This is a genomic window from Sphingobium sp. EM0848 (assembly GCF_013375555.1).
Lineage (GTDB): Bacteria > Pseudomonadota > Alphaproteobacteria > Sphingomonadales > Sphingomonadaceae > Sphingobium.
The window spans coordinates 262,709-285,758 of record NZ_JABXWB010000005.1; the positions used below are offsets into that span (position 1 = coordinate 262,709).

Consider the following 23,050-nt stretch of genomic DNA (forward strand, 5'->3'; position numbering starts at 1 on the left):
ACAGGAATTCTCACCTTCCTGGTGCGTTATTTACTCTCCGAACCAGCATCTGTCGATTTCACACCATTCCGTTTCATTCGCGGGTGGTGGCGAGGCGATAGCTCCGGGCGTGCGACTGAAGCGGGGGGCAGGCATGGGCTGAAGAACCCCTTCCCGATGCCCGAACATGCCCCGAGCCCTGGAATGGGCGTGCGTCGCCGCCTCGTCGGGAGAGAGGACCGGCGTGACGCAGGCATCGCGGTCCGCGAAGATGCCTTCCCACTCCGCGCGGGTTTTGCCCGCAAAAACCTCCGCGAAACGCGCCTTCATCGCGGGCCAGGCTTGCTTGTCATGCTGGCCCGGAAAAGCCGACGGATCGATCGACAGCCCCGCGATCAGTTCCGCGTAGAATTTGGGTTCGATCGACCCCACGGCCATATATTGGCCATCCGCCGTCTGATAGACGTCGTAGAAGGGTGCCCCGCTGTCGAGCAGATTGACGCCCCGATCGTCGGTCCAGCGTCCCATGGCGCGATAGCCATGGATCATCGCCGCCAGCAGCGCCGTCCCCTCGGTCATCGCGGCATCGACGATCTGCCCTTTCCCGCTTGATCGCGCCTCCAGCACGCCGCAAACGATACCGTAGGCCATCAACATGCCGCCACCGCCCATATCGGCGACCAGATTGAGGTTGGGCGAGGGAATTTCATCTTTCCGTCCGCACAGCATCAGGCTGCCCGACATAGCGAAATAGTTGATGTCGTGCCCGGCAAGATGCGCCATCGGGCCATCCTGCCCCCAGCCCGTCATGCGCGCATAGACCAGCGCAGGATTACGCGCGAGGCAGATGTCCGGTCCCAGCCCCAGCCTTTCCATCACCCCCGGCCGGAACCCTTCCAGCAGCACATCGGCCGCATCGACCAGAGACAGCAGCTTTTCGATGCCGTCCGCTGCCTTGAGGTCGAGGCTGATGATCTCACGCCCGCGATGGAGCAGATTCTTTGCCGGATCGATCGGCGGGATGGCGGGCGGCGCGCCGGTCCGTTCGACCCGCAACACGGTCGCCCCCATGTCCGCCAGCATCATCGCGCAAAAGGGGCCGGGACCCACGCCGCCCATTTCCAAAATCTTCACGCCGATCAGCGGACCGCTTCTTGCTTTCGTCACGTCATTCCCATCCGAAACCGCCGCGCTCAAATGGCGGTGCGGTCGCCCCCCTTGAGTTTCAGAATTTCCCGCGCCTCATCGGGTGTCGCCACCGACAGGCCCATACCTTCGATGATCTCCCGCGCACGCTGCACCTGCTCGGCATTGGTTTCGGCCAGCCTACCCGGACCACCCCACAGCGAGTCCTCCAGTCCGACGCGCACATTGCCGCCCATCGACGCCGCCATGGCGACAATGCCCATCTGGCGCGCACCCGCGCCCAGGACCGACCATTCATATTGATCGCCGAACAGCCGGTCAGCGGTCCGCTTCATATGCATGACATCGTCGGGATGACTGCCGATCCCGCCCAATATGCCAAAGCAGGTTTGAACGAACAGCGGCGCCTTCACCAATCCCCGGTCCAGGAAATGCGCCAGATTATAGAGATGGCTGGTGTCGTAGCATTCGAACTCGAACCGCGTACCCAGCGGCGTCAGCAACGCCAGCAGCCCCTCTATATCCTTGTAGGTGTTCTTGAACACCAGATCGCGCGAGGCTTCCAGCACCTGCGGTTCCCAGTCATATTTCCAGTCCTTGTACCGGTTCAGCATCGGAAACAGACCAAAGCCCATGGTCCCCATGTTAAGCGAGGCGACCTCCGGCTGGAACCGGGTCGCCGGACGCAGCCGTTCCTCCAGGGTCATGGACGGATGGCCGCCGGTGGTCAGGTTGATCACGGCATCGCTGCGCTGCTTGATCACCTTCAGAAAGGGTTCGAACAGGTCGGGATTCTGGTCCGGCCTGCCGTCCAGGGGATTGCGCGCATGCAGATGGATGATCGCCGCCCCGGCTTCGGCCGCGCCGATGGCGGACTCGGCGATCTCCGCGGCCGTGACAGGCAGATGCGGCGACATGCTTGGCGTATGGATCGCACCCGTCACGGCGCAGCTGATGATGACTTTACCTCTTGCCACTATTCCTATCCTCTTGAAGCCGGTGATGCGTCCTGTCGCATTGTCAGGCCGGCGACAGGCTTTTCAATTGCCGTGAAACATCGGCCAGATCTTCCGCAGCGATATGGGCGCCCGCCTCCACCAGCTTGCGGCCCTGCACATAATCCTTCACCTGATTGACGCAGTCGAGGGCAATGATGCGCCCCTCCTTCAGATAGGCGACCGAAAAGCTGCGCGTCGCTGGATCGCCGCGCAGCACCGTCTGGTCATGCGTGGCGGAAATACCCACCGTCTGAAGGCGCAGATCATATTGGTTGGACCAGAACCAGGGCGTGGCACGATAAGGATGGGGCTCACCCATGATCGCCTTCACTGCGCATGTCGCCTGATCATTGGCGTTCTGGACCGACTCCACTCGGATCACCGTGCCATCGGCAAAGGGATTGGCATGGGCCGCACAATCACCGATCGCATAGACATGGGGCAGGCTGGTGCAGCAATGCTCATCCACTTCCACGCCATTATGCCCCTCCGCCCCCGCCGCGAGCAGCGGACCAACAACCGGGATGATGCCAATGCCGACAATCGCCAGTTGCGCTGGGACAAGGCTTTCGTCGGTGAACCGCAATCCCTCCAGCCGGCCATGGCCCTCGAAGGCGGTCACACCCGTTCCAGTGCGCAGGTCGACACCCTGTGCTCGATGCTCCTGCTCGAAAAAGGCCGAAAGCTGCGGCCCCGCCACGCGCGCCAACACGCGTGGCAGCACTTCGAGCAGCGTCACGTGCTTGCTCATCGCCCGCAGCGCCGCCGCGGCCTCCAGCCCGATATAGCCCCCGCCAACAATGGCGACCCGCTCCACATCGGGCAGTTCCGACAGGATCGCGTCGATATGCGCCCGGTCGCGTACAGCATGGATGCCGGGCAGGTCGCTGCCGGGGCAGTTCATCGGCCGGGGATCGCCCCCCGCTGCCCAGATCAGGTCGCCATAACCAACCGACCGTCCATCGCGCAGCCTCACCTGCCTTGCCGCCGGATCGAGCGCCACCGCCTCGCAGCCGAGCAACAGGTCGATATGATGGTCCGCCCAATAGTCCACCGGACGGATCAAAAGCCGATCGAAGCTCTTTTGACCCAGCATATATTCCTTGGACAAGGGCGGCCGTTCATAGGGCGCTTCCTGTTCCCGGCCGATAATCGCGATGCTGCCGGCAAAGCCCAGTTGCCGGAGCAGCACCGCCGCGCTCGCCCCACCCTGGCCGCCGCCGACAATCACCACATCATAGGTCATCTTGCTCTCCAAAGGCTCAGGCAGGCACGAAGACCAGCCGGCGCTGGGTGAATTCCTCCAGCCCGCTTTGCCCCAATTCCTGCCCCATGCCCGATTGCTTGGCACCGCCCATGGAGATGAAAGGATTGATGTTCATATGGCTATTGATCCACACCATGCCGGTTTCCAGCCGACCGGCGACATCCAGCGCGCGCGCCTTGTCCTTGGCCCACACCGTGCCGCCCAGCCCCTGGTCCGTGTCGTTGGCGCGGGCGATAGCGTCGTCCAGTTCCGTATAGCGCAGCACCGGCAGCACCGGCCCGAACTGCTCCTCCCGCACTATGCGGGCATCATCGTCGATATCGCGCACAATGGCCGGACGGATGAAATAGCCGGGCCGATCCAGCGTCTCACCGCCGATGACCCTGCCGTGATCGGCGGCCTCGGCAATCATTTCGCGCACCTTGTCATACTGCGCCTTGTTCTGGAGCGGGCCATATTGCGCGCCCTGCTGCGTCCCTTCGTCGACCACGGCCAGCCGCGCCAGTTCCGCCAGCTCGTCGCAGACCGCATCATATTGCGACGCATGCACATAGGCGCGCTTGATCGCCAGACAGACCTGCCCGGAATTGACCATCGCCCCTTCGAACAGATTTTTCGCCACTTCCTTGGGATCGACATCGTCCAGCACAATGGCCGCATCATTGCCGCCCAGTTCCAGCGTGATGCGCTTGAGCAAGCTCGACACGCTGGCCATCACCTTCTTCCCCGTCGCGGTCGAGCCGGTGAAAGACACCTTGGCGACATCGGGATGAGCGGTCAGCGCACTGCCCAGATCATTGGCATCAACGATCATGTTGAACACGCCTGCCGGTAGGTGACGGTTGAACATCTCCGCAATCCGCAGCGAAGTCAGCGGCGTGGTCGGCGCGGGCTTGGCGACGACTGTATTGCCCGCCAGCAGGGCCGGCGGAACCTTCACCAGCAGCAGCGAGATCGGGAAATTCCAGGGCGTGATCGCCGCGACCACGCCGAGGGGATAGCGCTGCTCGACGAAGCGGCCTTTTTCATCCTCCTGCACCGTCCGTTCGGGCAGGTCGAGGTTGGCGAGCGCGCGCAGGATGAAGGCGGAACCGGCGATTTCCTCCACCGCCTTGTCAAGCGGCTTGCCCTGTTCCGCCGTCAGCAGGCGGCTGAGCTCGTCCAGCCGCGCCTCCATTTCATCAGCAACCTTGATCAGCCCGGCGCGCCGTTCCTCGATCGGTAAACCGGACCAGGCCGGGAAAGCCGCCTTGGCCGCCGCGACCGCCGCGTTCAACTGAACCTCGTCGGCGCGCGGACAATGAGCGATGGACGCCTCCGTCGCGGGGTTGATGACGGGCATCGTCTGCGCGCCATCGACCAGCTTTCCGTCAATCACCAGATGAAAGCTATCCATCAGTCTCACCTCTTAAAAATGGAAGCCCAGGGATACGCCATAGGTGCGTCCAGGTGCAGGAACAGCCTCATCCCCCGTGCCATTTTCGTTCAACGACAAGAGATATTTCTTGTTGGTGAGATTGCGGACCCAGCCACGGATGTTCCACCGTTCCTCCGGCGCGACCCACATCATCTGGGCGTTGAACAGGCTGAACTTGGGCTGCTTCAACCGATTATCCACGGCCCAGTAGAAGCCGCTATTATAGGACCAGTTAAAGTTGCTCTTGAGCGTGCCGCCCGCCAGTTCAACCTGATGATTGAGCGTCAGATTGAGCGTGAAATCCGGCGTATTGACCAGCTTGTTACCAGTGGCCGAGCAATAAAATTGCCCCCTGTCCGCAGCGCTGCTGCAATTGGGATAGACATAATTGCCCAGCCCCGGCGTATAACCTGCATAGGTCGGCGCACCGGCCGGCTGCTGGAGGTAGGAAATGGTCGCCACCGGGAAATCACCATAGCGGTGATGCAAATAGGCGCCACTGCCGGACAGGGAGAAGCCTGCACCAATCTCCGCCTGGAAATCAAAGTCGAAGCCATAGATCTTAGCCGAAGCGGCATTGGTCAGCGTCGTGCTGGCACCATTGACCTGGAATGCCTGAATATTCTGATATTTATAATAGAAGGCAGCAGCATTGAACCGGATACGGTTCATCAGCGTCGATTTGAAACCCAGTTCACCCGCATCCAGTGTTTCCGGCCGTGCCGGCGCGTCGGCCGGAGAGGTCAGATTATAGACGCCGCTCTTGAACCCCCGGCTATAGCTTGCATAGACCATGAGATCGCGGCCGAATTGATGATCGAGCGCAATACGCCAGGTCGGTTTCTTGAACGTCTTGGCCTGATCGATCGTCCCCAGCGGGAACAGCGTGCCGTCAGGACGGCAATAGGCCGAGCAATAGGCGTCCGGCAGCGGAATGCCGATGCCAAAATATTGATCCGCGTGGAGCCTCCGCTTGTCCACCGTATAGCGGGCACCCAGCGTCAGATTGGTATCGGTCGCAAATTCCCAGGTAAGCTGGCCAAAACCGGCATAGGAACGGGTCTTTTGCGCGGAATAGATCACCAGCCGGTCAGAAAGCCCCCCCGTCTCTCCGCTGATGGCGAGCCCCGCGATCTGGAAGGGATCATATTGACTCTTCGCGTCCATGTAGAAGAAACCGGCGATCGCCTTGATCGGGCCGCTGTCATAGGAAAGCTGAAGCTCCTCCGTCCACTGCTTTTCCTTGTTATAGAGCGGCGCATCGACAATCTTCAGAGCCGTTGCATCCACATCAACCCGCTGGAAACCCTTAGCACCGCGATAGGCAAGAATATTGGTGAATGTGAAATCACCAAAGCCATGCTGGAATTTTGCCGACCCGCCGAACGATTTGGTGTCCACCACCGGATTGAATTCGCTTTGCGAATCGTAATAGCCGTTCCCATTGGCAACAAACTGCGCGTAACCGGTCCCATCCACCAGCTGGGATGTCGGCACCGGACGATAGGCGATAGCGAGCGATCCCTTGGTATGCCCGTAATCTCCCGCCAGGGTCAGACTCGTATCTGGACCAAGTTCGAACAGCAATTTGCTACGAACGATGAAGTCTCGCGATTTATTGACGTCCGTTCCGATGACGCGGTTCTCGCCAAACCCCTTGTCCTGATTACGATAATAGACCGCGATGTCTGCCGCGACACCCTTGGCCAGACCACCCGTGGCGTAAAGATTGCCTTCCATTGTCTCAAGATTGCCGTAGCCGATGGACGCATCCATCGAGAATTTCTGCTGCGGTGTCCGGGTGATAACATTGACCGCGCCGCCCGTCGCGTTGCGACCGTAGAGCGTTCCCTGCGGTCCCTTCAGCACTTCGATCCGTTCGATATTGTTGAGCGCGAAGGTGGCACCCGCCATGGAAGGCATATAGACGCCGTCGATGAAGGTCGCGACCGCGCCATCCTGCCCGGTCGAACCGCCCTGCGTCCCGATGCCGCGCAGGGTAAATACCGTCGCTTCGGTGGTGCGCGTGACATTCAGGCCTGCGACCGACTGCGCCAGATCCTGAGTCGACCGGATGCCCGACTCGGCAAGCGCGCTGGCTGGAACCGCCGAGATCGCGATCGGCACATCCTGCATATTTTCCGCGCGCTTCTGAGCCGTCACGATGATGTCCGCAATGGCCGGCGGATTGGCTTGGGCTAAAGCGAATTGCGGAACCATCACGGCGCAGAGCGAAGCCGACGTCAACAGCACATGTTTAAGCATGAGCATCCTCCCAACAGTCGTTTATTTCCAGTAGCAATCACTCTAAAAGCAGCATATTGTCAACTGAATAATAATACGCTGTATTACAATAAAATGGAAAACCTATCGAGTGAAGCAGGAGAGCCACATGATCGGCAATTCGGGCGGGATTTCGCGGACCTATGACTGTTCATCGGGCATAGCGCAGCCCTGCAAAACACCTTATCGGCGTTGATCCAAGCCATGCATCCACTCCACATTCCGGATTGGGCATCGGCTCGCAGCGGCCTGATGAATCGTTTCCCGGCGCTCAATCCCAAGCGCGCCGCGATCATCGTGGTCGACATGCAATCGGCCTTTGTCGGTGAACAGGCCCTCTTCCCCAATGTTCACGCGCTCGAAATCGTGCCTGCCATCAACCGAATCGTGAGCAACGCCCGGCGCGCGGGAGCCGCCATCTGCTGGTCGCGCCATAGCGTTGTCGATCATGGCCGCGCGCGCCAGCCCGACTGGCAACGCTTCGAGTCCAGCCTGTCCTCTCAGAGCGCGGCGCATCTCCACCCGCAGGCGTCAGGCCATCGCCTTTATGAAGGCCTGGACGTTGCCAACGAGGATCTGGTCTTCGACAAATATCGCTTCAGCTGTTTCGTGAACGCCGCGATCGATCTGGATGGCTGGCTGCGCGAAAGAGGCGTGGAGGATATTTTCGTGGCCGGCACCATCAGCAATTGCTGCTGCGAAAGCACCGCCCGCGACGCGGCCATGCGCGACTATCGTGTCCGATTCCTGTCCGATGCGACCGCCGCCCTGACCGACGAAGAACATGCCGCCGCCCTGCTGAATGCCGCGGCGGTGATCGGCGAAGTCATCACGACAGACGCAGCCATCCAGCAATTTTCCGAGGCAGCAGACCCAGCCATTTAGGGAGAGTAAACCGCCATGAAAATCAAAGCCGCCGTCGCCCGCCAGCCCCATGGTGCATTCACGGTCGAAGATGTCGACCTGGTCGCCCCCAATCCCGATGAGATACTGGTCCGGCTGGTCGCGACGGGCATATGTCATACCGATCTCGCCATCATCGAACAGATCATGCCGCTGCCCTTGCCCCATGTTCTGGGGCATGAAGGCGCAGGCATCGTCGAGGCTGTCGGCGCCCATGTCATCGGCTTTGGGCCCGGCGATCATGTCGTCCTGACTTTCAACACTTGCGGCGAATGCGCGCCCTGTACGGAACATCATCCGGCCTATTGCCAAAATTATCCGCTGCTCAACTTTCGCGGTGCCCGCCCGGATGGATCGGCGACACTTCACGACGCAGGGGGGAAGGTACTGGGCAGTACCTTTTTCGGCCAATCCTCCTTCGCCACCTATGCCCTGTCCAGCCCGCGCAACACCATCAAGGTCCGGCAGGATGCGCCCTTGGAACTGCTTGGCCCGCTCGGCTGCGGGCTTTCCACCGGCGCCGGAACGGTCATCAACGTGCTGAAACCCGGCCCGCAGACCAGCATCGCCGTCTTCGGCACCGGTGCGGTCGGCATGTCGGCGGTCATGGCCGCAAAGGCTCTGGGCGCGGGCCGCATCGTTGCCATCGACCGCGTCGAATCCCGTCTCACGCTCGCCCGCGAACTGGGTGCTACCGACACGATCGACACCTCGCGCGAGGATCTGGCGCAAACCCTGCAAGCGCTGGGCGGAGTCGATCAGGCCGTCGACACATCGGGCGTGCCCGCACTGATCGCGGCAGCCGTCGGCGCGCTCAAGGAGCGCGGCACCTGCGTCCTGCTTGGCGCATCGAAGCAGCAGGAAGTGACGCTCAATATCCTCCCGCTGATCAGCGGGCGCGTCATCCGCGGCGTGGTGAATGGGGATTGCGACCCGGCGCTCCTCATTCGCCAACTGGTCGACTGGTATCTGGAAGGCCGCTTCCCGATCGACCGGCTGTCGGCCTTCTACCCGCTCGATCGGATCAATGAGGCGGTAGCGGATTCCAATTCCGGCAAGACGATCAAGCCGATCCTGACTTTCGGAGAGCAGCCTTGAGCGCGCTCATGGGCAAGCGCGTCCTCATTACGGGGGCCGGTCGTGGCATAGGCCGCGCCATCGCGCTTGCCTTTGCGGAGGAGGGGGCCGATCTGGTCCTCGCCGCCCGCTCTGCCGATGAGTTGGAAGTGGTGGCATGCGAGGTGAGAGCAACAGGCCGTCAGGCGCTCGCGGTCCCCACCGATCTGGGTGATCAGCAGGCCGTCGAAGCGCTGGCAGCCAAGGCGCTGGAGCGAGGTTTGATCGACATATTGATCAGCAACGCCGCCTTTTCGCCACCACCGTCAAGCCTGATCGACCTGCCGATGGATGTGTGGCGCCAGACCTTCATGGTGAATGCAGGCGCGACGCTGCTGCTGGTCAAGGCTCTGGCGCCGGGCATGACCAAACGGCCCGGCAGCAATATCATCATCCTGTCGTCCATCCGGGGGCAGGGCGGCACGCCCTATGGCGGCGCCTATGGATCGTCCAAGGCCGCGCTCAACCAGATGGTGAAGACGCTGGCCTGCGAACTGGGGCCGGTGGGTATCAGGATCAACGCGATCTTGCCGGGACCGGTTCTCACACGGATGACAACCGACTTCCTGCCAGACAACCAAGCTTTGTTCGACTTTTATGGCGATATCGCCCCGATCAAGGGCTGGACCCAGCCCGAAGACATGGTCGGCCCTGCCCTGTTTCTGGCAAGCGCTGGCGCGCGCAAGGTCAGCGGTCATTTGCTGGTCGTCGATGGCGGCCTGTCGGCCACCAATCAGGACGCTTTCCTGCCCCCTGCCAACCTGCTCACCTAGTGTAGTGGATTTGAAATAGGCCTCATTATAGCGGCCAGGTGGGGAGCGTATTTCAAATCCATAAACCACATTAGAAACATATAGTTGCTAGTGACCCTGATGAATCTGAAGTTCGTTCAGCGCCTGCCCAATAGTGTGACGAACTTCAGATTCGGGTCGCTAGAGCATATCTCGATTAGTCCGAATCAAGATATGCTCTAATTTTCTTTTTTTCGGTGATTTCCGAGCCGTCAGATGCTCCACCTGACTTGAAATCACTCTAATCCGAAACATAGTTGGACCAGCCAGTCGCCAGATATTTCTGGAAGGCTGGCCCTACCCCCTGCTCCGCCAGATAGGCCCGCGTCACGGGAAAGGTCTTGGACACGAAATTCGGCTCTTCCATGGCCCGCCGCGCCATATCGTGATGCAATATCGCCCCACGACCGAAAAACACGAAATCGGCGCCGCTGTTCAAACAGTCCTGCGCATCGCTGGACGAGAATATATGCCCAGCCACACCCAATTTCGTACCGCCGCTGCGAGGCATATGACCGAACAGATCAACCAGCCGTGCAGGATGATATTGGCTGTCGTCGGGCAGCTTGAAACTGTCCCATAGCGACATGTCGAGATAGTCGATCTGCCCACCGCCCAGAAGCTCCTCGGCAAAGGCGATCGCTTCGCCCGTCGCATAGGCATATTTTTCCGGCGAGAGGCGAACCCCCAGCTGAAAATCCGGCCCCGTGACCGCACGAATGCCCGATATGATCTCCCGATAGATGCGCGTGCGGTTCTGATAGCTACCACCAAAGCCGTCATCCCGATGATTTTCCTGAGCATTCAGGAACTGGCACAGCAGGTAACCATGGGCGCCATGCAGCTCCACACCATCGATGCCCGCTTTTTCGCAGCGCACTGCCGCCGTCACGAAATCCTCGATCAGCGCTTCGACCTCGGCCGTGGTCATCGCCCGCACATTGCGCTTGGCATAGGCGAAGGGCGACACCGCCTGCTCCCCGCTGATTTCGGGATTGCTGCGCGATCCGGCATGTTGCAGCTGGACCGCCGACACCGCCCCTCGCGCTCTGATCCCCTCGGCCAGCCGCGCCAGCCCCTCGACATGATCATCGGAATAGACTGCAAGCTGGCCCGGAAAGGAAATGCCGTTCTTCTGCACTGCCGCCGCGCAGGTCATCACCAGACCAAAGCCGCCCTCGGCCCGCTTGGTCAGGAAATCATATTCATCCTGCCCCAACGTGCCGTCATCATGGCTTTGCCAGTTGGTCAGCGGGGCAAGGGCAATGCGATTACGCCAGGCCGGTCCACGAGGAAAGGCAATCGGATCGGCAAGGATGGCGGACACGGTTTGAGACTCCATTCAGATTCGAATCATTAGTAATCTAGCGAACCAATTACTGGCAATGACTTTCTTCGCCTCAGCGTCCGGTCCAGACGGGCTTGCACTTTTCGGCAAAGGCACGCGGACCTTCCTTAATGTCCTCGCTCGCGCGCCAGGCGATGAATTCAGGATAATGTTTCTGATGGCGCATCGCCGTTTCAACGCTGTCCTCCTGCAAGCCGCGATGGACCACCGCCTTGGATGTCCGCACCGACACCGGGGAGGCGCGCAAGATATCGTCCACCCAACACTGGGTGGCGGCGGCCAAATCCGATGCGGGCACGACCTCGTTGACAAAGCCCATGCGCAGACCGTCGGCGGCGGAAACGCGACGCGACGCCAATATGGTCGCCATGGCCTGTTTCAACGGAATTTGCCGGGCAAGGCGATGCAACCCACCACCCAGCGCCACCGCGCCGACCAGCGGCTCCGGTAAGCCGAAACTCGCCTTGTCCGACGCAACGATGATGTCGCAGGCCAGCGCCACCTCGAACCCGCCGCCCAGCGCCACACCGTTGACCGCCGCGATGAAGGGTTTGGGGCAGTCGAACCGCTCGATCAGCCCGGCATAGCCGCTGTGGGGATATTCGGGCGGCAATCCACTTTCTGCGGCCGCCTTGAGATCGGACCCGGCGCAAAAGGCCCGCTCCCCTGCCCCGGTCACGATGCAGACATATTGATCGGGATCGACTGCAAAAGCATCGAAGGCAGCCTGCAACTCATGATGCATCTCGATATTGATGGCGTTCATCACGTCGGGACGGTTCAGCGTGACAGTGGTGACGGCTCCGTCCCGTTTGACGTCGACAAATTGCATGCGCGCTCCTTTTAAAAAAACAGGGGAAGTGCCACAACACTCCCCCTGCCCGTCCCCCTTAGAAACGGCCGGTCAGCGTGACGCCATAGGTGCGCGGCGCCGCCGGCGATCCCTTGACGCCGGATGTGCCGCTATTGGCGATGTAGGAATAATATTTCTTGTCGGTCAGATTGTTCACCCACAGCCGCACGCCCAATCCGCTGCCACTGTTCCAGGTGATCGCGCTGTTGATGAGATCCACCTGTCCTTGCCGGGTATAGGGATTGTTGTCCGGCTCGAAATAATAGGGATCGGTGTGCAGCCAGTTGCCTGACAGATCAACCGAGCCTTGTCCGAGTGGGATGGAGTAGATGATGCTTAGATTGCTGGCGAAGGGAATGGTCTGCAAGGTCTTGTTGCCGCTGAGGTCACATCCTCCCGCTACCGCCACCAAAGGCGCGCTGGCCGATGTGGGATAGACAGGGCCACCCCCGCCCGCCGGGAAAATCAGCGGATTGCTCGCGCACCCCTGAGGGATCGGAATCTGCGCATTGGGCGCCTGCGGGAAATAGGTCGGCCCGCCGGGGAAGGAAGTATATTTGCCGTTCACCACCGACACGCTGCCCATGATCGTCAGGGCGGAAGTTGGCTGCACCGTCAGTTCAGCTTCGAAGCCGTAGAGACGGGATTTGCCCGCATTGCGGATTTCCGTGCCGGCCTGGTTGGTCAGGTTATTCTGCAACTGGGCATTGCTGATCTTGTAATAGAAACCCTCGACATTGAGCCGCACCATGCGGTCGAACCATTCGCTCTTGAAGCCACCGCTATAGGCATCGAGCGTTTCCGGCAGAACCGCCGCCACGACTGCGCGCGTGCTGCTATTATAGCTGGAGGTCGAATAGACGCCGCTCTTGAAACCACGGTTGAAGGCGGCATAGACCATCAGATCATCGTTGATCTTATAGTCCAGCGAAAAGCGGCCTGTCAGCTTGTTGAACCGGCGGCTGTCGGGGAAAGGCCCGGAAGAAGCCAGCACGGCGCCCCCGATGATGCCGAATTCACCGCCATTATCCTCGATGGAGCGTTTGTCGGAAGTATAGCGCAGACCAAGGGTCGCTGTCAGCGCGGGCAGGATTTCCATGCTTGCCTGCCCAAAGGCCGACAGGGATTCGGTCCGCTGCCGCGCATGAGAACTGGAATAGCGGCCGGCCGGAACCGCCGGTCCCAGATTCCTTCCGCCTTGCGCCGTTCCCGCCGCCGGTCCCTGACCGGTGAAGATGCCATCGAACAGCGCCGCATCCTTCAGATAGAATCCGCCGACGATCCATTGCAGTTTCGACGATTCCGATGACATGAGCTGGACTTCCTGAGTGAAGGCCCACTCCTCTTGCCTGTAGTCAGCGGTCAAATTGCCGCGAAAGGCCGAGATGTCATAATGGTTCGGGTTTTTGGTATCGGTATAGGCCGTGATGCTGACAAAGCGTACATCGCCCAGTTCATGGGTCAGCTTTGCTGACCCCATGGCGAACTTCGCCTTATAATAGTCCCCGATTCCGGTCATGCCGTCATAGAAACCAGCGCCAGCCTGTTCCGGCGTGATGCCCGCGCGGCCGGCAAAGCCCTCGACCGTGCGGAACGACATGCCTGCCGTGCCCTTTTGATAATTATAGCCACCCGACAGCAGCAGTTCCGTCTTCTCGCCAATATTGAACAGAAGCTTACCCCTGACACCCCAGGCCTGACGCGTGAAGATATCGTCGCCGGTATAGATGTCGTGACCCCAGCCTTCGCCCTGATTGACCCGGTAGGCCGCGACATTCACCGCGACGCTGTCCGTCACCGGCAGGTTGACATAGGCCTTGGCGGTCACCGTGTCGTAATTGCTATATCCCAGTTCGAAATCGGTGGATGCCTTGCTGGTCGACGGCTCACGCGTATGGACGTGGACCACGCCACCCGTCGCGTTGCGGCCAAACAGCGTGCCCTGTGGTCCCTTCAGCACTTCGACCGAATCGATATTGTTGAATTCGAAGATCGCCGCGTTGCTGGTCGGAATATAGACGTCGTCCACGAACATGGCCACGGACGGTTCGTTGCCGATTGTTGCCGATTGGTTGCCGACACCGCGAATAAAGGGCTGCGCGCCCGAACTCTGCCGATTGAAAGTAAAGCCGGGCACGACATTGGTCAGCGTCGCAATATCGGTGACGCCCAGCTTTGCCGCCATTTCGCTGGTCACGGCGCTCACCGCGATCGGAACATCCTGCTGATTTTGCGCACGCCGGTTGGCCGTCACGATGATATCGGCCACCCCCACATTGGCCTGGGGTGCCTGATCCTGTGCAAAAGCCGGCGCGACGCTTGCCCAGCACGTCGTCATGGCCAAAGCATGCACGGGTTTGAACCGCCTCATCCCATCCTCCTCCTGATTTGGTAATCTGTATTGATTATAACTGTCAGTTCGGTACGCTCGCTGACTATATATAAGATGACCGTTTTCGTGACGCTTTGCAAATGCAAAGGCAAAACTAATTTAAATATTTGAATATAAACATATTTATTGGGATTTTCCGCCAATGCCGGGTGATCGTGCCCGGATGGAACGACTGTTCCGACAAAAGCGGGCCAGGCGAAGACCGCGAGAAGAGGAACTTTCTGATTCGCCTTCTTTCACCAAAGCCCTGGGATCAAGAAATAATCACGAAGCACAAGGAGAGGTGCGATGCCGCTTGACCATTATGTAACGCTGGGCCGATCTGGCCTGAAGGTCAGTCCTTTCTGCCTCGGTGCCATGACATTCGGCACCGAATGGGGTTTTGGCAGCGAGACGAAGGATGCCGGCGCCATATTGGATGCCTATGTCGACCGAGGTGGCAACTTCATCGATACCGCCAATATCTACACCGGCGGCAATTCCGAAACGATCATCGGCGATTGGTTCGCCCTCGATGCCGGTCGTCGCGACAGAATCATTCTCGCGACCAAGTTCAGCGGCAATATGGAGCCCGGCAACCCTAATGGCGGCGGGGCAAGTCGTCGGGCGATCATAGCCTCCTGCGAGGCGTCCCTGCGGCGGCTGCGTACAGACTATATCGACCTCTATTGGCAGCATTGGGCGGACCCCTTCACCCCGATCGAGGAAACCATGGCCGCACTTGACGACCTCGTGCGCGCGGGCAAGGTCCGTTATATCGGCTTTTCCGATACACCCGCATGGAAAGTGGCCGAAGCACAGACGATCGCCCGGTTGAGAGGCTGGGCGCCGCTGATTGCTTTGCAAATCGAATATTCCCTGCTCGAACGGACGGTCGAAGGCGAACTGGTGCCGATGGCACAGGCGATGAATCTGGGCATCACGCCCTGGTCACCACTGCGATCCGGGCTGCTGAGCGGCAAATATGACCGTGACAACCGGCAAGCCGAATCCGCTGGCCGGGCGAACAGTCTGGCGCGGCATTTCAGCGACCATGCCTTCGAAGTCGTCGATCTGGTGAAGGCCATCGCCGACGCCCATGGCGCGACGCCGGCCTGTGTGGCACTGGCATGGCTGCTGGTCCGGCCGGGCGTCGCGGCGCCGATCATCGGCGCCCGCACCATGGCGCAACTGGACAATAATCTGGCCGCGCTTGACCTGTCGCTCGACCCTGCGGCCATCGCCCGGCTCGATGCGGCCTCACAACCTTCGCTCAATTTCCCGGCGGAGTTCCTGCCCATGGCCGTCGCCAACAGCTATTCCGGCCTGACCATCAATGGGCAGAGCTTCACCCGGTCGGCCCGCTGATCATGCGCGCGGATATACAGCCCCGAACGATGGGGGGGCCGCTGATGCTGACGCTGCTGTCTACCGCCTACGGCCTCGCCTATGTCGACCGGCTGATGATGGCCGTTGTGGCGGAACCGGTGAAGGCGGAGTTCCATCTGTCCGACACGCAGCTGTTCCTGCTGACCGGGGCCGCCTTCGTCCTCATCTATGGCATATTGGGCATGGTGTCGGGCTGGCTGCTCGACAGATGGAACCGATCCCGGCTGGTCGCGGGATCGCTGGGTCTCTGGAGCATCTTCACCATCGGCTGCGGCTTTGCCGGGAGCTTCCCGCAACTCGCCCTCGCCCGCGCCGCCGTGGGAGCAGGCGAGTCCGCCATCGTCCCCGCCGCCATGTCACTGATCAGCGACAGCTACCCGCCGCGAAAGCGCCCGCTGGCCATGGGCATTTTCTATGCCGGGGGCATGGCAGGCATATTGCTGGCGTGGACAATCGGCGGCTGGATCACATCGGAATATGGCTGGCGACCCGCCTTTCTCGTCGCCGGACCGCCCGGCCTTCTCCTCGCCCTGTTGATCCTCTGGAAAGGCCGGGAGCCCAAACGCATGGCTATCCAGCGACTGGCGGAGAGACGCGGCTCGACCTTTGCCGATGTCTGGCGCAACCGGCCACTGGTCTGGCTGATCGCTGCCGGATCGGTCGTCACTTTCGTCAATGTCGGCCTCGTCAATCAGCTCGGCAGCTTCTTCATCCGCAGCCATGGCATGACCGTGCGGGAAGTCGGCCTGATCTTCGGGCCGCTGATGGCGGCAGGCATGGCCTTGGGGCTGATCGGCGGCGGCTGGATCGGCAACAGGCTGGCGGACAAGGGCACGGACGCGCTGATCCGCTTTTCCATCTGGAACGCCTTCAGCCTGTTTCCGCTCTATCTGATGATCTTCCTGGCGCCATCTAAGGAACTGGCGCTGGCCGCGACTTTCCTTGGCACCGGCGTCAGCGTCCTTTATTCCCCCTGCTTTTCCGCCGCCTATCAGGCGGTCAGCGCACCGCATACTCGCGGCACAGCGGCGGGCATTTCCAATTGCGCCAATGCGGTCATTGGCGGCGCGCTGACGACTTTTCTCGTCGGCGCGCTCAGCGATCACTGGAAGCCCGTCTTCGGTGCGGACAGCCTGCGCTATGCGATGATGGCAGGCATGGTGACCTGCCTCCTGTCAGGCCTGATGTTCATCCGGGCGCGGCGACTGGTCGCGCAGGACCGCCCCGACCTCATGCACTTTTGAAGGATGGCTTGCGCTTTTCGCAGAAGGCGGCGACGCCTTCCGCATGATCCTCCGACCGACTGGCGACGGGCTGCATCACATGCTCCGCCTCCAGAAACTGGTCGAAGGACAGGGTCGCCGCCAGATCGGCCTGCCGCTTGGTCAAGGCGATCGAGATGCCGGGACCATTGGCCATATCCTGCGCAAAGGCCAAGGCACGCGGCAGCAATTCCTCCCGCGGCAGCACCTCCAGTACCAGCCCCAAACGCAGCGCCTCATCGGCGCGCACCGGGCGGCCGCTATAGCAAAGCTCCTTGGTCCGCATCGGCCCCACCAGCCGGTTGAGCAACCACACAGACCCACCATCGGGCGCCAGCGCGACATTGCGGAAAACCTGCACGAATTTCGTATTTTCCGACGCAAAGACGAAATCGCAGCTCAAGGCAAAGCCCCAGGCCATTCCCGCGCAGACGCCCGAAACGGCAGCGATGGTCGGCTTCTTCAAATGATAGATGGCCCGGTTGATCCGCCCCAGCTCATGCATCCGCCCCAGCGATCCCGGCATCCCGCCGCCGCCAAAGCTCGCGACATCGGCGCCCGAGCAAAAGTCCCCGCCCGCTCCCGTCAGTACCACCGCACGCACCGAAGCATCCAGCGCGGCATCCTCATAGGCTTCCCAGAGCTGCCGCCGCATCTCGTCGGTAATGGCATTTTTGGTTTGCGGGCGGTCCAGCATAATCACCGCCACGGCATCGTGCCATTCAACCCTGACCGTCATCCCCTGCCCTTTCCTCGCTCAGCTGCCGCCTGACGGCGCCGCTGTCATAATAATCAACCACTGAACGGATCAGACCATCCTCCGTCAAGCGCATGACCGCCACGCCCACGCCCGAAAAGGCGATGCCGGTCGGCGGGCGGCCATGATAGATGCCGGTCTGCTGCCCCGAAAATGTCCATTCCAGGCAGAGATCAGAACCCGATCCGAAGGCACGGGGAAAGTCCATGCGAATATCGGAAATGGCCGACACGAAATGGCTATGGAAGGCGCGCAGTTCCGCATGGCCGGCACTGAACCGCCCCACCTGATCATCGCGATAGGTCGCGTCGGGCGCGAACAGCGCAACGAACAGTTCACTATCCGGATTGGCCCAGGCATCGCCATAGCGGCGCGCGAAGGCCGCAATAGTCTCACCGCTCATGCGAGCAGGCCCCGCGCTATGGCGACTTTCTGCAATTCGTCGGTCCCGGCATAGATGCGCTGGATGCGCGAGGCCGTCCACATACGGGCAATCGGATTTTCATCCATCAACCCCGCGCCACCGAAAAGCTGCACGCAGCGATCCAGCACGCGCCCCTCCATCTGCGTCGCCCATAATTTCAGGATCGCGCCATCCTCAAAGCTGAACTCCTTGTTCCGCAGCCGGATCATCGCGGTGTCCACCAAGGTTTCGGTGATGCGGATATCGGCGCGGCAATCGGCCAGCATGAACTGGCTGTTCTGGAAATCGATGACACGCTGGTCGAACACCTTGCGCTGCTTCACATAGTCGAGCGTCAGTTCCAGCGCCTTCGACGCTGCCCCCAGACAGCGCGCCGCGATCTGGATGCGATCCTCCAGAAACGTGTCCATCAGGATTTTCATGGCGCCGCCTTCGACGCCGACCAGATTGGTGGCGGGCACCCGCACATTGTCGAAATTGAGCGCGCCAGTGTCGCCCTGCCGCCAGCCGATCATCGGGATCTTGGCCTGGGTGACGCCGGGCGTATCCGCTTCGACGATGATCACGCTCATGCCACGCCCGCCCTTGGACGGATCGGTCTTGGCAACGACATAGAGAAGATTGGCGCTGGCACCGTTGGAGATGAAATATTTCTCGCCATTGATGACATAATCATCGCCGTCCCGGATCGCCGTGGCGGTGATGGCGGTCGCATCGCTGCCCACCCCCGGCTCGGTCAGCGGCATGGCCTGCGTCCATTCTCCGGTCAGCACGCCGGGCAGATATTTTTCCTTCTGCGCCTCGGTCCCATGGCCGACGAGGATATAGGTCGCGACATCGGACATCAGCGAACTGCCGGTCGTGGCGCTACCCGCCGTCCGGCCCAGTTCCTCGGCCATGATCGCATAATAAGTGAAATCGCCCTCGCCAGTGTGGGCCAGGCCCAGCAATCCGGCTGCGCCAGCCTTCTTCCAGAATGCGTGATCCAGCCCACCCATGCTTTCATAGTGGCGCAAATGAGGTTCATGCTCGCGATCCAGGAAGCTCCGCACCGTATGCCGGAAGGCGTCATGCTCCTCACCATAGCCCATACGCGCCATCCTATTTCTCTCCTCTTTCGTCACAAATCGTTATGTAGAGCATTATATGCTTGCGATCTAACTGGGTCGAGACAAAAATCAACGACAGGAGAGCGATTCGATGAGCGACAGACAGGGGCCGCTGAAAGGCCTGCGCGTTGTGGAATTCGCCGGTCTGGGGCCGGGGCCGTTTTGCGGCATGCTGCTGGCCGACCTCGGCGCGCAGGTGGTGCAGATCGACCGGCCGAACGGATCGACCGCCCATTATGGCCTTGATCCGCGCCGCAACCTTCTGCATCGGGGGCGGCTTTCAGCCGTGATCGATCTCAAGGACCCCGCCGGCGTCGAAGCCGTCCTCCGCCTGATCGAGAAGGCCGATGCGGTCATCGAACCCAACCGTCCCGGTGTCGCTGAGAGGCTGGGCGTCGGGCCCGAAATCTGCCTCGCCCGCAATCCCAGGATCGTCTATGGCCGCATCACCGGCTGGGGGCAGACCGGCCCGCGTGCCCATCATGCGGGACATGACATCAATTATATCGCCCTCTCTGGTGCGCTGCACAGCATCGGCCCGGCGGATGACGTGCCCACCATCCCCAATAATTTCGTCGGGGATATGGGCGGCGGCGGGCTGTATCTTGCCTTCGGCATATTGGCGGCCGTCTATGAAGCGCAACGCTCCGGCAAGGGGCAGGTGGTCGACGCCGCGATGATCGAAGGGGCCGCGCTCCAGCTGATGGGGTCGCTGACGATGAAGGCGAACGGCCTCTTCACCGACCGGCGCGCCAGCCATTATTCTGACGGGGCTTCGCATTTCTACAATGTCTATCGGACGAAGGACGGCAAATTCCTCTCGGTCGGCGCGATAGAGCCGCAATTCTACCGCGCCTTTCGCGAAGGGCTGGGCGTGGCGCACGATCCCGATTTCGACCGTCAGATGGACCCGGATGCATGGCCCCGCCTCAAACAGAAAGTGTCCGCCATCATCGCCCAGCGGACGCGCGACGAATGGGACCGCAGCTTTACAGGGGAAGCCTGCGTCGCGCCCGTTCTCGCCAGCGACGAACTGGCCGATGATCCGCATCTGACGCAGCGCGGCAGCTTTACCATTCTCGACGGCCAGCTTCAGGCGGCGCCCGGTCCGAAATTCAGCCGGACACCCGGCGCCATCGCGCATCCGCCGCCGCAGCCCGGCCAGGACATCGACGACATCATGAAAATATGGGGAGTGGAGTGAGATGAAGAACCGCTTTTGCGATCTGGTCGGGGTGGAATTCCCCTTGGTCGCTTTCAGCCATTGCCGCGACGTGGTGGCCGCTGTCAGCCGCGCGGGTGGCTTCGGCGTGTTCGGCGCGACCAACGGCAAGATGACGCCGGATCAGTTGAAGATCGAGTTGGACTGGATCGACGCCCATGTCGATGGCAAGCCCTATGGTCTCGACATCGCCGTGCCGGAGAATATGGCCGACCGGGACGCGCATGCCGTCACCACCCACATGCTGGAAGCCCAGATTCCCGAAGGGCACCGCCAGTTCGTCGATAATCTGCTCGGCCGATATGGCATCGACACCCACACCCCCGTCGACGCCGACGAGGACCGGGAAATCAGCCATTTCCTCGATACCGCCGAACGCATGGTGGACGAAGGGCTGCGCCATCCGATCAAATTGTTCGTCAACGCACTGGGCAAGCCACCCCGGTTCATGATCGACAAATGCAAGGCGGCAGGTGTGCCCGTGGGCGCACTGATCGGTTCCAAGGACCATGCCCTGCGCCAGATCGACGCAGGCGTCGATGTACTGGTCGCCCAAGGCACGGAAGCCGCTGCCCATTGCGGCGAGGTGTCGACCATGGTGCTGGTACCCGAAGTCGTCCGCATGCTGGAGGAAAGCGGCCAGGATATTCCCGTGCTGGCTGCCGGCGGCATCGTCACCGGGCGGCAGATGGCGGCGGCGATGACCATGGGCGCAGCCGGGGCGTGGACCGGGTCGGTCTGGCTCACCACGGCCGAAAGCGATGTGCATCCGGCGGTGCGCGAAAGGCTGCTCGCGGCCCGGTCGCGCGACACGCTGCGCTCGCGGGCAATGACCGGCAAGACCGCTCGCCAGTTGAAGTCGGCCTGGAACGAGGCATGGGAGGGGCCGGAAAGCCCCGGCGCGCTTCCCATGCCTTTTCAGCATTTGCTGACCAACCGCGCGCTGCAACTGGCGGAAAAGGCGGTCGACGGCGGCAATGAAGCGGCGCGCGCGCTGCTGACCGAAGGCGTGGGTCAGGGCATCGGCCTTGTCACCAGCGCCAAGTCGGCCCGCACCGTCGTTCAGGAATTCATGGAGGATTTCGCGGACGCGCTCGACCGGATGCACGGCTGGATGGACGCATGAACCAGGGCATTCAGGACGATCCGGAACTGGCGGTGCTGGCCGCGCTGCTGGAGGAGTATCGGCGCCAATATGATGGAAGCGGCGGCACGCTCGACCGGTCGAAGGTCGAGCATCTCTACCAGATGGACGATGCCTTCACCGCCTATGATGTCGCTCCGCCGCTGGAAGGTTATATCGGCTGGGATCAATATGCGGTCGGCTGGTACAAAGTCCTCGAGAAATATAGCGAAATCCGTTTCGTCTTTCGTGAAGAGCCACGGATATTCCGAAAGGGCGATGTCGCCTGGATGTCGGTCAGCGCCGACTGGTTCGGTAAATCCAAAAGTGGCGATGATTTCGCCAAGCAGTTCCGCATGACGCTGATCTGGATACGCGGTGACGACGGCCGCTGGCGGATCACGCATGAACATGGTTCCAGCCCGCGCCTTTACACCTTGGCGGGAGGAGAGGTCGTATGAAAACCTGGTTTGTCACCGGCGCCTCTTCCGGTTTCGGCCGCGCGCTGGTCCAGGAGATATTGGCGCGCGGCGATCAGGTCGTCGCCGCCGCGCGTCAGCCCAAAGATGTCGCCATGCTCGCGGAAATCTCTGTAGAACGGCTTCTTCCCGTCCAGCTTGATGTCACGAACGCACAGGAGATCAAAGCCAGTATCACCGCCGCGCTTGATCGTTTCGGCGCAATCGACGTGCTGATCAACAATGCGGGCTATGGCTTTTTATCCACCATTGAGGAGGCTGATGAAGAGGCAGTCCAGCGGCAATTCAATACCAATCTGTTCGGTCCCGCCGCCTTGATGCGCGCTGTGCTGCCGGAGATGCGGGCGCGCCGCTCCGGTTTCATCGTCAACATTTCCTCTACCGCCGGGGCACGGGGCTTTGCCGGGTCGGGCTATTATTCCGCCAGCAAGGCCGCGCTCGAAGCGCTGACCGAAGCGCTGGCGGCGGAAGCGGCGGAATTGGGCGTTCGGGCGATGATCGTCTGCCCCGGACCGTTCCGCACCGATTTCTTCGGCCGGTCGATCAACCTCCCCGCCAGCGAGATTGCCGACTATGCGACGACCATGGCGCAGCGCCGCTCCTATGCCGCCAGCAACGGCCAGCAGCGCGGCGATCCGGCGCGGGGTGCGAGGATCATCGTCGATACGGTGCTGGGCGATACGCCGCCCCTGCGTCTGGTGCTGGGCGGGCAGGCCTGGCCGACCATCGTGAAGTCACTGGAGGCCAAGATCGCTGACCTTGGCTGGAGCGAACAGGTCGCCCCGCTGGCCGATTTCCCCGAAGGTGAATGAT

Annotated in this window: 20 protein-coding genes; 9 read left to right on the forward strand and 11 right to left on the reverse strand. The window is 61.2% G+C overall.

The window, feature by feature from the left end; all coding sequences use genetic code 11:
* Window positions 1–30 precede the first annotated feature (30 nt).
* The 5 genes from HUK73_RS19585 to HUK73_RS19605 are packed head-to-tail and all read right to left on the reverse strand — an operon-like array spanning window position 31 to window position 7,072.
* The gene (locus HUK73_RS19585; protein ID WP_369805575.1) at window positions 31–1,146 is read right to left on the reverse strand and encodes a CaiB/BaiF CoA transferase family protein; all 1,116 of its coding nucleotides are present in this window, start codon (window positions 1,144–1,146) and stop codon (window positions 31–33) included.
* 26 nt (window positions 1,147–1,172) lie between these two features.
* Entirely contained in the window at window positions 1,173–2,102 is a 930-nt protein-coding gene (locus HUK73_RS19590) for a 3-keto-5-aminohexanoate cleavage protein (RefSeq protein ID WP_176593534.1), read from the reverse strand.
* A gap of 43 nt (window positions 2,103–2,145) precedes the next feature.
* Window positions 2,146–3,369 (reverse strand): NAD(P)/FAD-dependent oxidoreductase, encoded by a 1,224-nt coding sequence (locus HUK73_RS19595; RefSeq protein ID WP_176593535.1) that lies wholly within the window; start codon window positions 3,367–3,369, stop codon window positions 2,146–2,148.
* A gap of 16 nt (window positions 3,370–3,385) precedes the next feature.
* Complete coding sequence (locus tag HUK73_RS19600) at window positions 3,386–4,786, reverse strand: aldehyde dehydrogenase family protein (RefSeq protein ID WP_176593536.1); 1,401 nt, start codon at window positions 4,784–4,786, stop codon at window positions 3,386–3,388.
* Window positions 4,787–4,798: 12 nt separating this feature from the next.
* Window positions 4,799–7,072 (reverse strand): TonB-dependent receptor, encoded by a 2,274-nt coding sequence (locus HUK73_RS19605; protein WP_176593537.1) that lies wholly within the window; start codon window positions 7,070–7,072, stop codon window positions 4,799–4,801.
* Between the two features lie 270 nt (window positions 7,073–7,342).
* On the opposite strand from HUK73_RS19605, the gene HUK73_RS19610 reads away from it, so the two are divergent.
* Genes HUK73_RS19610 through HUK73_RS19620 form a run of 3 tightly spaced genes read left to right on the forward strand, consistent with a single transcriptional unit; the run spans window position 7,343 to window position 9,882 of the window.
* Window positions 7,343–7,975 carry a cysteine hydrolase family protein gene (locus HUK73_RS19610; protein ID WP_176593538.1) on the forward strand — a complete coding sequence of 211 codons (633 nt, stop codon included), beginning with the start codon at window positions 7,343–7,345 and terminating at the stop codon, window positions 7,973–7,975.
* Window positions 7,976–7,990: 15 nt separating this feature from the next.
* Window positions 7,991–9,091, forward strand: coding sequence for an NAD(P)-dependent alcohol dehydrogenase (locus HUK73_RS19615; RefSeq protein WP_176593539.1), 1,101 nt, complete (start codon window positions 7,991–7,993; stop codon window positions 9,089–9,091).
* On the forward strand, window positions 9,088–9,882 hold the full coding sequence (locus HUK73_RS19620) for an SDR family NAD(P)-dependent oxidoreductase (RefSeq protein ID WP_176593540.1): 795 nt from the start codon (window positions 9,088–9,090) through the stop codon (window positions 9,880–9,882). Before HUK73_RS19615 ends, HUK73_RS19620 begins: the two co-directional genes overlap by 4 nt.
* Window positions 9,883–10,141: 259 nt before the next feature.
* Here the strand turns inward: HUK73_RS19620 and HUK73_RS19625 are convergent, their stop codons facing one another.
* From HUK73_RS19625 to HUK73_RS19635, 3 genes are all read right to left on the reverse strand, one after another.
* Window positions 10,142–11,227, reverse strand: a complete 1,086-nt coding sequence (locus HUK73_RS19625; protein ID WP_369805576.1) for an NADH:flavin oxidoreductase — start codon at window positions 11,225–11,227, stop codon at window positions 10,142–10,144.
* 73 nt (window positions 11,228–11,300) lie between these two features.
* Window positions 11,301–12,080: an enoyl-CoA hydratase-related protein gene (locus HUK73_RS19630; protein ID WP_176593542.1), complete on the reverse strand. Its 780-nt coding sequence runs from the start codon at window positions 12,078–12,080 to the stop codon at window positions 11,301–11,303.
* Between the two features lie 58 nt (window positions 12,081–12,138).
* Window positions 12,139–14,472, reverse strand: a complete 2,334-nt coding sequence (locus HUK73_RS19635) for a TonB-dependent receptor (protein WP_176593543.1) — start codon at window positions 14,470–14,472, stop codon at window positions 12,139–12,141.
* A 309-nt stretch (window positions 14,473–14,781) separates the two neighbouring features.
* On the opposite strand from HUK73_RS19635, the gene HUK73_RS19640 reads away from it, so the two are divergent.
* Together HUK73_RS19640 and HUK73_RS19645 are read left to right on the forward strand one after the other, a co-directional pair.
* The gene (locus HUK73_RS19640) at window positions 14,782–15,840 is read left to right on the forward strand and encodes an aldo/keto reductase (protein WP_176593544.1); all 1,059 of its coding nucleotides are present in this window, start codon (window positions 14,782–14,784) and stop codon (window positions 15,838–15,840) included.
* A gap of 44 nt (window positions 15,841–15,884) precedes the next feature.
* Window positions 15,885–17,105, forward strand: a complete 1,221-nt coding sequence (locus tag HUK73_RS19645; RefSeq protein ID WP_176593545.1) for an MFS transporter — start codon at window positions 15,885–15,887, stop codon at window positions 17,103–17,105.
* Here the strand turns inward: HUK73_RS19645 and HUK73_RS19650 are convergent.
* From HUK73_RS19650 to HUK73_RS19660, 3 genes are read right to left on the reverse strand one after another with little or no spacing between them, the layout of a single operon-like run.
* The gene (locus HUK73_RS19650) at window positions 17,092–17,862 is read right to left on the reverse strand and encodes an enoyl-CoA hydratase/isomerase family protein (protein ID WP_176593546.1); all 771 of its coding nucleotides are present in this window, start codon (window positions 17,860–17,862) and stop codon (window positions 17,092–17,094) included. The genes HUK73_RS19645 and HUK73_RS19650 overlap by 14 nt on opposite strands.
* On the reverse strand, window positions 17,846–18,283 hold the full coding sequence (locus HUK73_RS19655; RefSeq protein WP_176593547.1) for a nuclear transport factor 2 family protein: 438 nt from the start codon (window positions 18,281–18,283) through the stop codon (window positions 17,846–17,848). Before HUK73_RS19655 ends, HUK73_RS19650 begins: the two co-directional genes overlap by 17 nt.
* On the reverse strand, window positions 18,280–19,404 hold the full coding sequence (locus HUK73_RS19660) for an acyl-CoA dehydrogenase family protein (RefSeq protein WP_176593548.1): 1,125 nt from the start codon (window positions 19,402–19,404) through the stop codon (window positions 18,280–18,282). The genes HUK73_RS19655 and HUK73_RS19660 overlap by 4 nt, the downstream gene beginning before the upstream one ends.
* 100 nt (window positions 19,405–19,504) lie before the next feature.
* Here HUK73_RS19660 and HUK73_RS19665 point away from each other — a divergent pair, with 100 nt between their 5' ends.
* The 4 genes from HUK73_RS19665 to HUK73_RS19680 are packed head-to-tail and all read left to right on the forward strand — an operon-like array spanning window position 19,505 to window position 23,049.
* A complete protein-coding gene (locus HUK73_RS19665; RefSeq protein ID WP_176593549.1) occupies window positions 19,505–20,617 on the forward strand; it encodes a CaiB/BaiF CoA-transferase family protein in 1,113 nt (370 codons plus the stop codon).
* 1 nt (window position 20,618) lies between these two features.
* On the forward strand, window positions 20,619–21,761 hold the full coding sequence (locus HUK73_RS19670; protein ID WP_176593550.1) for a nitronate monooxygenase: 1,143 nt from the start codon (window positions 20,619–20,621) through the stop codon (window positions 21,759–21,761).
* Window positions 21,758–22,219 (forward strand): nuclear transport factor 2 family protein, encoded by a 462-nt coding sequence (locus HUK73_RS19675; protein WP_176593551.1) that lies wholly within the window; start codon window positions 21,758–21,760, stop codon window positions 22,217–22,219. Before HUK73_RS19670 ends, HUK73_RS19675 begins: the two co-directional genes overlap by 4 nt.
* Window positions 22,216–23,049 (forward strand): oxidoreductase, encoded by an 834-nt coding sequence (locus tag HUK73_RS19680; RefSeq protein ID WP_176593552.1) that lies wholly within the window; start codon window positions 22,216–22,218, stop codon window positions 23,047–23,049. Before HUK73_RS19675 ends, HUK73_RS19680 begins: the two co-directional genes overlap by 4 nt.
* Window position 23,050: the final 1 nt, after the last annotated feature.

Coding starts and splice junctions, on each gene's coding strand:
- HUK73_RS19595 (WP_176593535.1), bottom strand. CDS start 3,369: ATGACCTATGATGTGGTGATTGTCGGCGGCGGCCAGGGTGGGGCGAGC.
- HUK73_RS19600 (WP_176593536.1), bottom strand. CDS start 4,786: ATGGATAGCTTTCATCTGGTGATTGACGGAAAGCTGGTCGATGGCGCG.
- HUK73_RS19605 (WP_176593537.1), bottom strand. CDS start 7,072: ATGCTTAAACATGTGCTGTTGACGTCGGCTTCGCTCTGCGCCGTGATG.
- HUK73_RS19610 (WP_176593538.1), top strand. CDS start 7,343: ATGAATCGTTTCCCGGCGCTCAATCCCAAGCGCGCCGCGATCATCGTG.
- HUK73_RS19615 (WP_176593539.1), top strand. CDS start 7,991: ATGAAAATCAAAGCCGCCGTCGCCCGCCAGCCCCATGGTGCATTCACG.
- HUK73_RS19630 (WP_176593542.1), bottom strand. CDS start 12,080: ATGCAATTTGTCGACGTCAAACGGGACGGAGCCGTCACCACTGTCACG.
- HUK73_RS19635 (WP_176593543.1), bottom strand. CDS start 14,472: ATGAGGCGGTTCAAACCCGTGCATGCTTTGGCCATGACGACGTGCTGG.
- HUK73_RS19640 (WP_176593544.1), top strand. CDS start 14,782: ATGCCGCTTGACCATTATGTAACGCTGGGCCGATCTGGCCTGAAGGTC.
- HUK73_RS19645 (WP_176593545.1), top strand. CDS start 15,885: ATGCTGACGCTGCTGTCTACCGCCTACGGCCTCGCCTATGTCGACCGG.
- HUK73_RS19650 (WP_176593546.1), bottom strand. CDS start 17,862: ATGACGGTCAGGGTTGAATGGCACGATGCCGTGGCGGTGATTATGCTG.
- HUK73_RS19655 (WP_176593547.1), bottom strand. CDS start 18,283: ATGAGCGGTGAGACTATTGCGGCCTTCGCGCGCCGCTATGGCGATGCC.
- HUK73_RS19660 (WP_176593548.1), bottom strand. CDS start 19,404: ATGGCGCGTATGGGCTATGGTGAGGAGCATGACGCCTTCCGGCATACG.
- HUK73_RS19665 (WP_176593549.1), top strand. CDS start 19,505: ATGAGCGACAGACAGGGGCCGCTGAAAGGCCTGCGCGTTGTGGAATTC.
- HUK73_RS19670 (WP_176593550.1), top strand. CDS start 20,619: ATGAAGAACCGCTTTTGCGATCTGGTCGGGGTGGAATTCCCCTTGGTC.
- HUK73_RS19675 (WP_176593551.1), top strand. CDS start 21,758: ATGAACCAGGGCATTCAGGACGATCCGGAACTGGCGGTGCTGGCCGCG.
- HUK73_RS19680 (WP_176593552.1), top strand. CDS start 22,216: ATGAAAACCTGGTTTGTCACCGGCGCCTCTTCCGGTTTCGGCCGCGCG.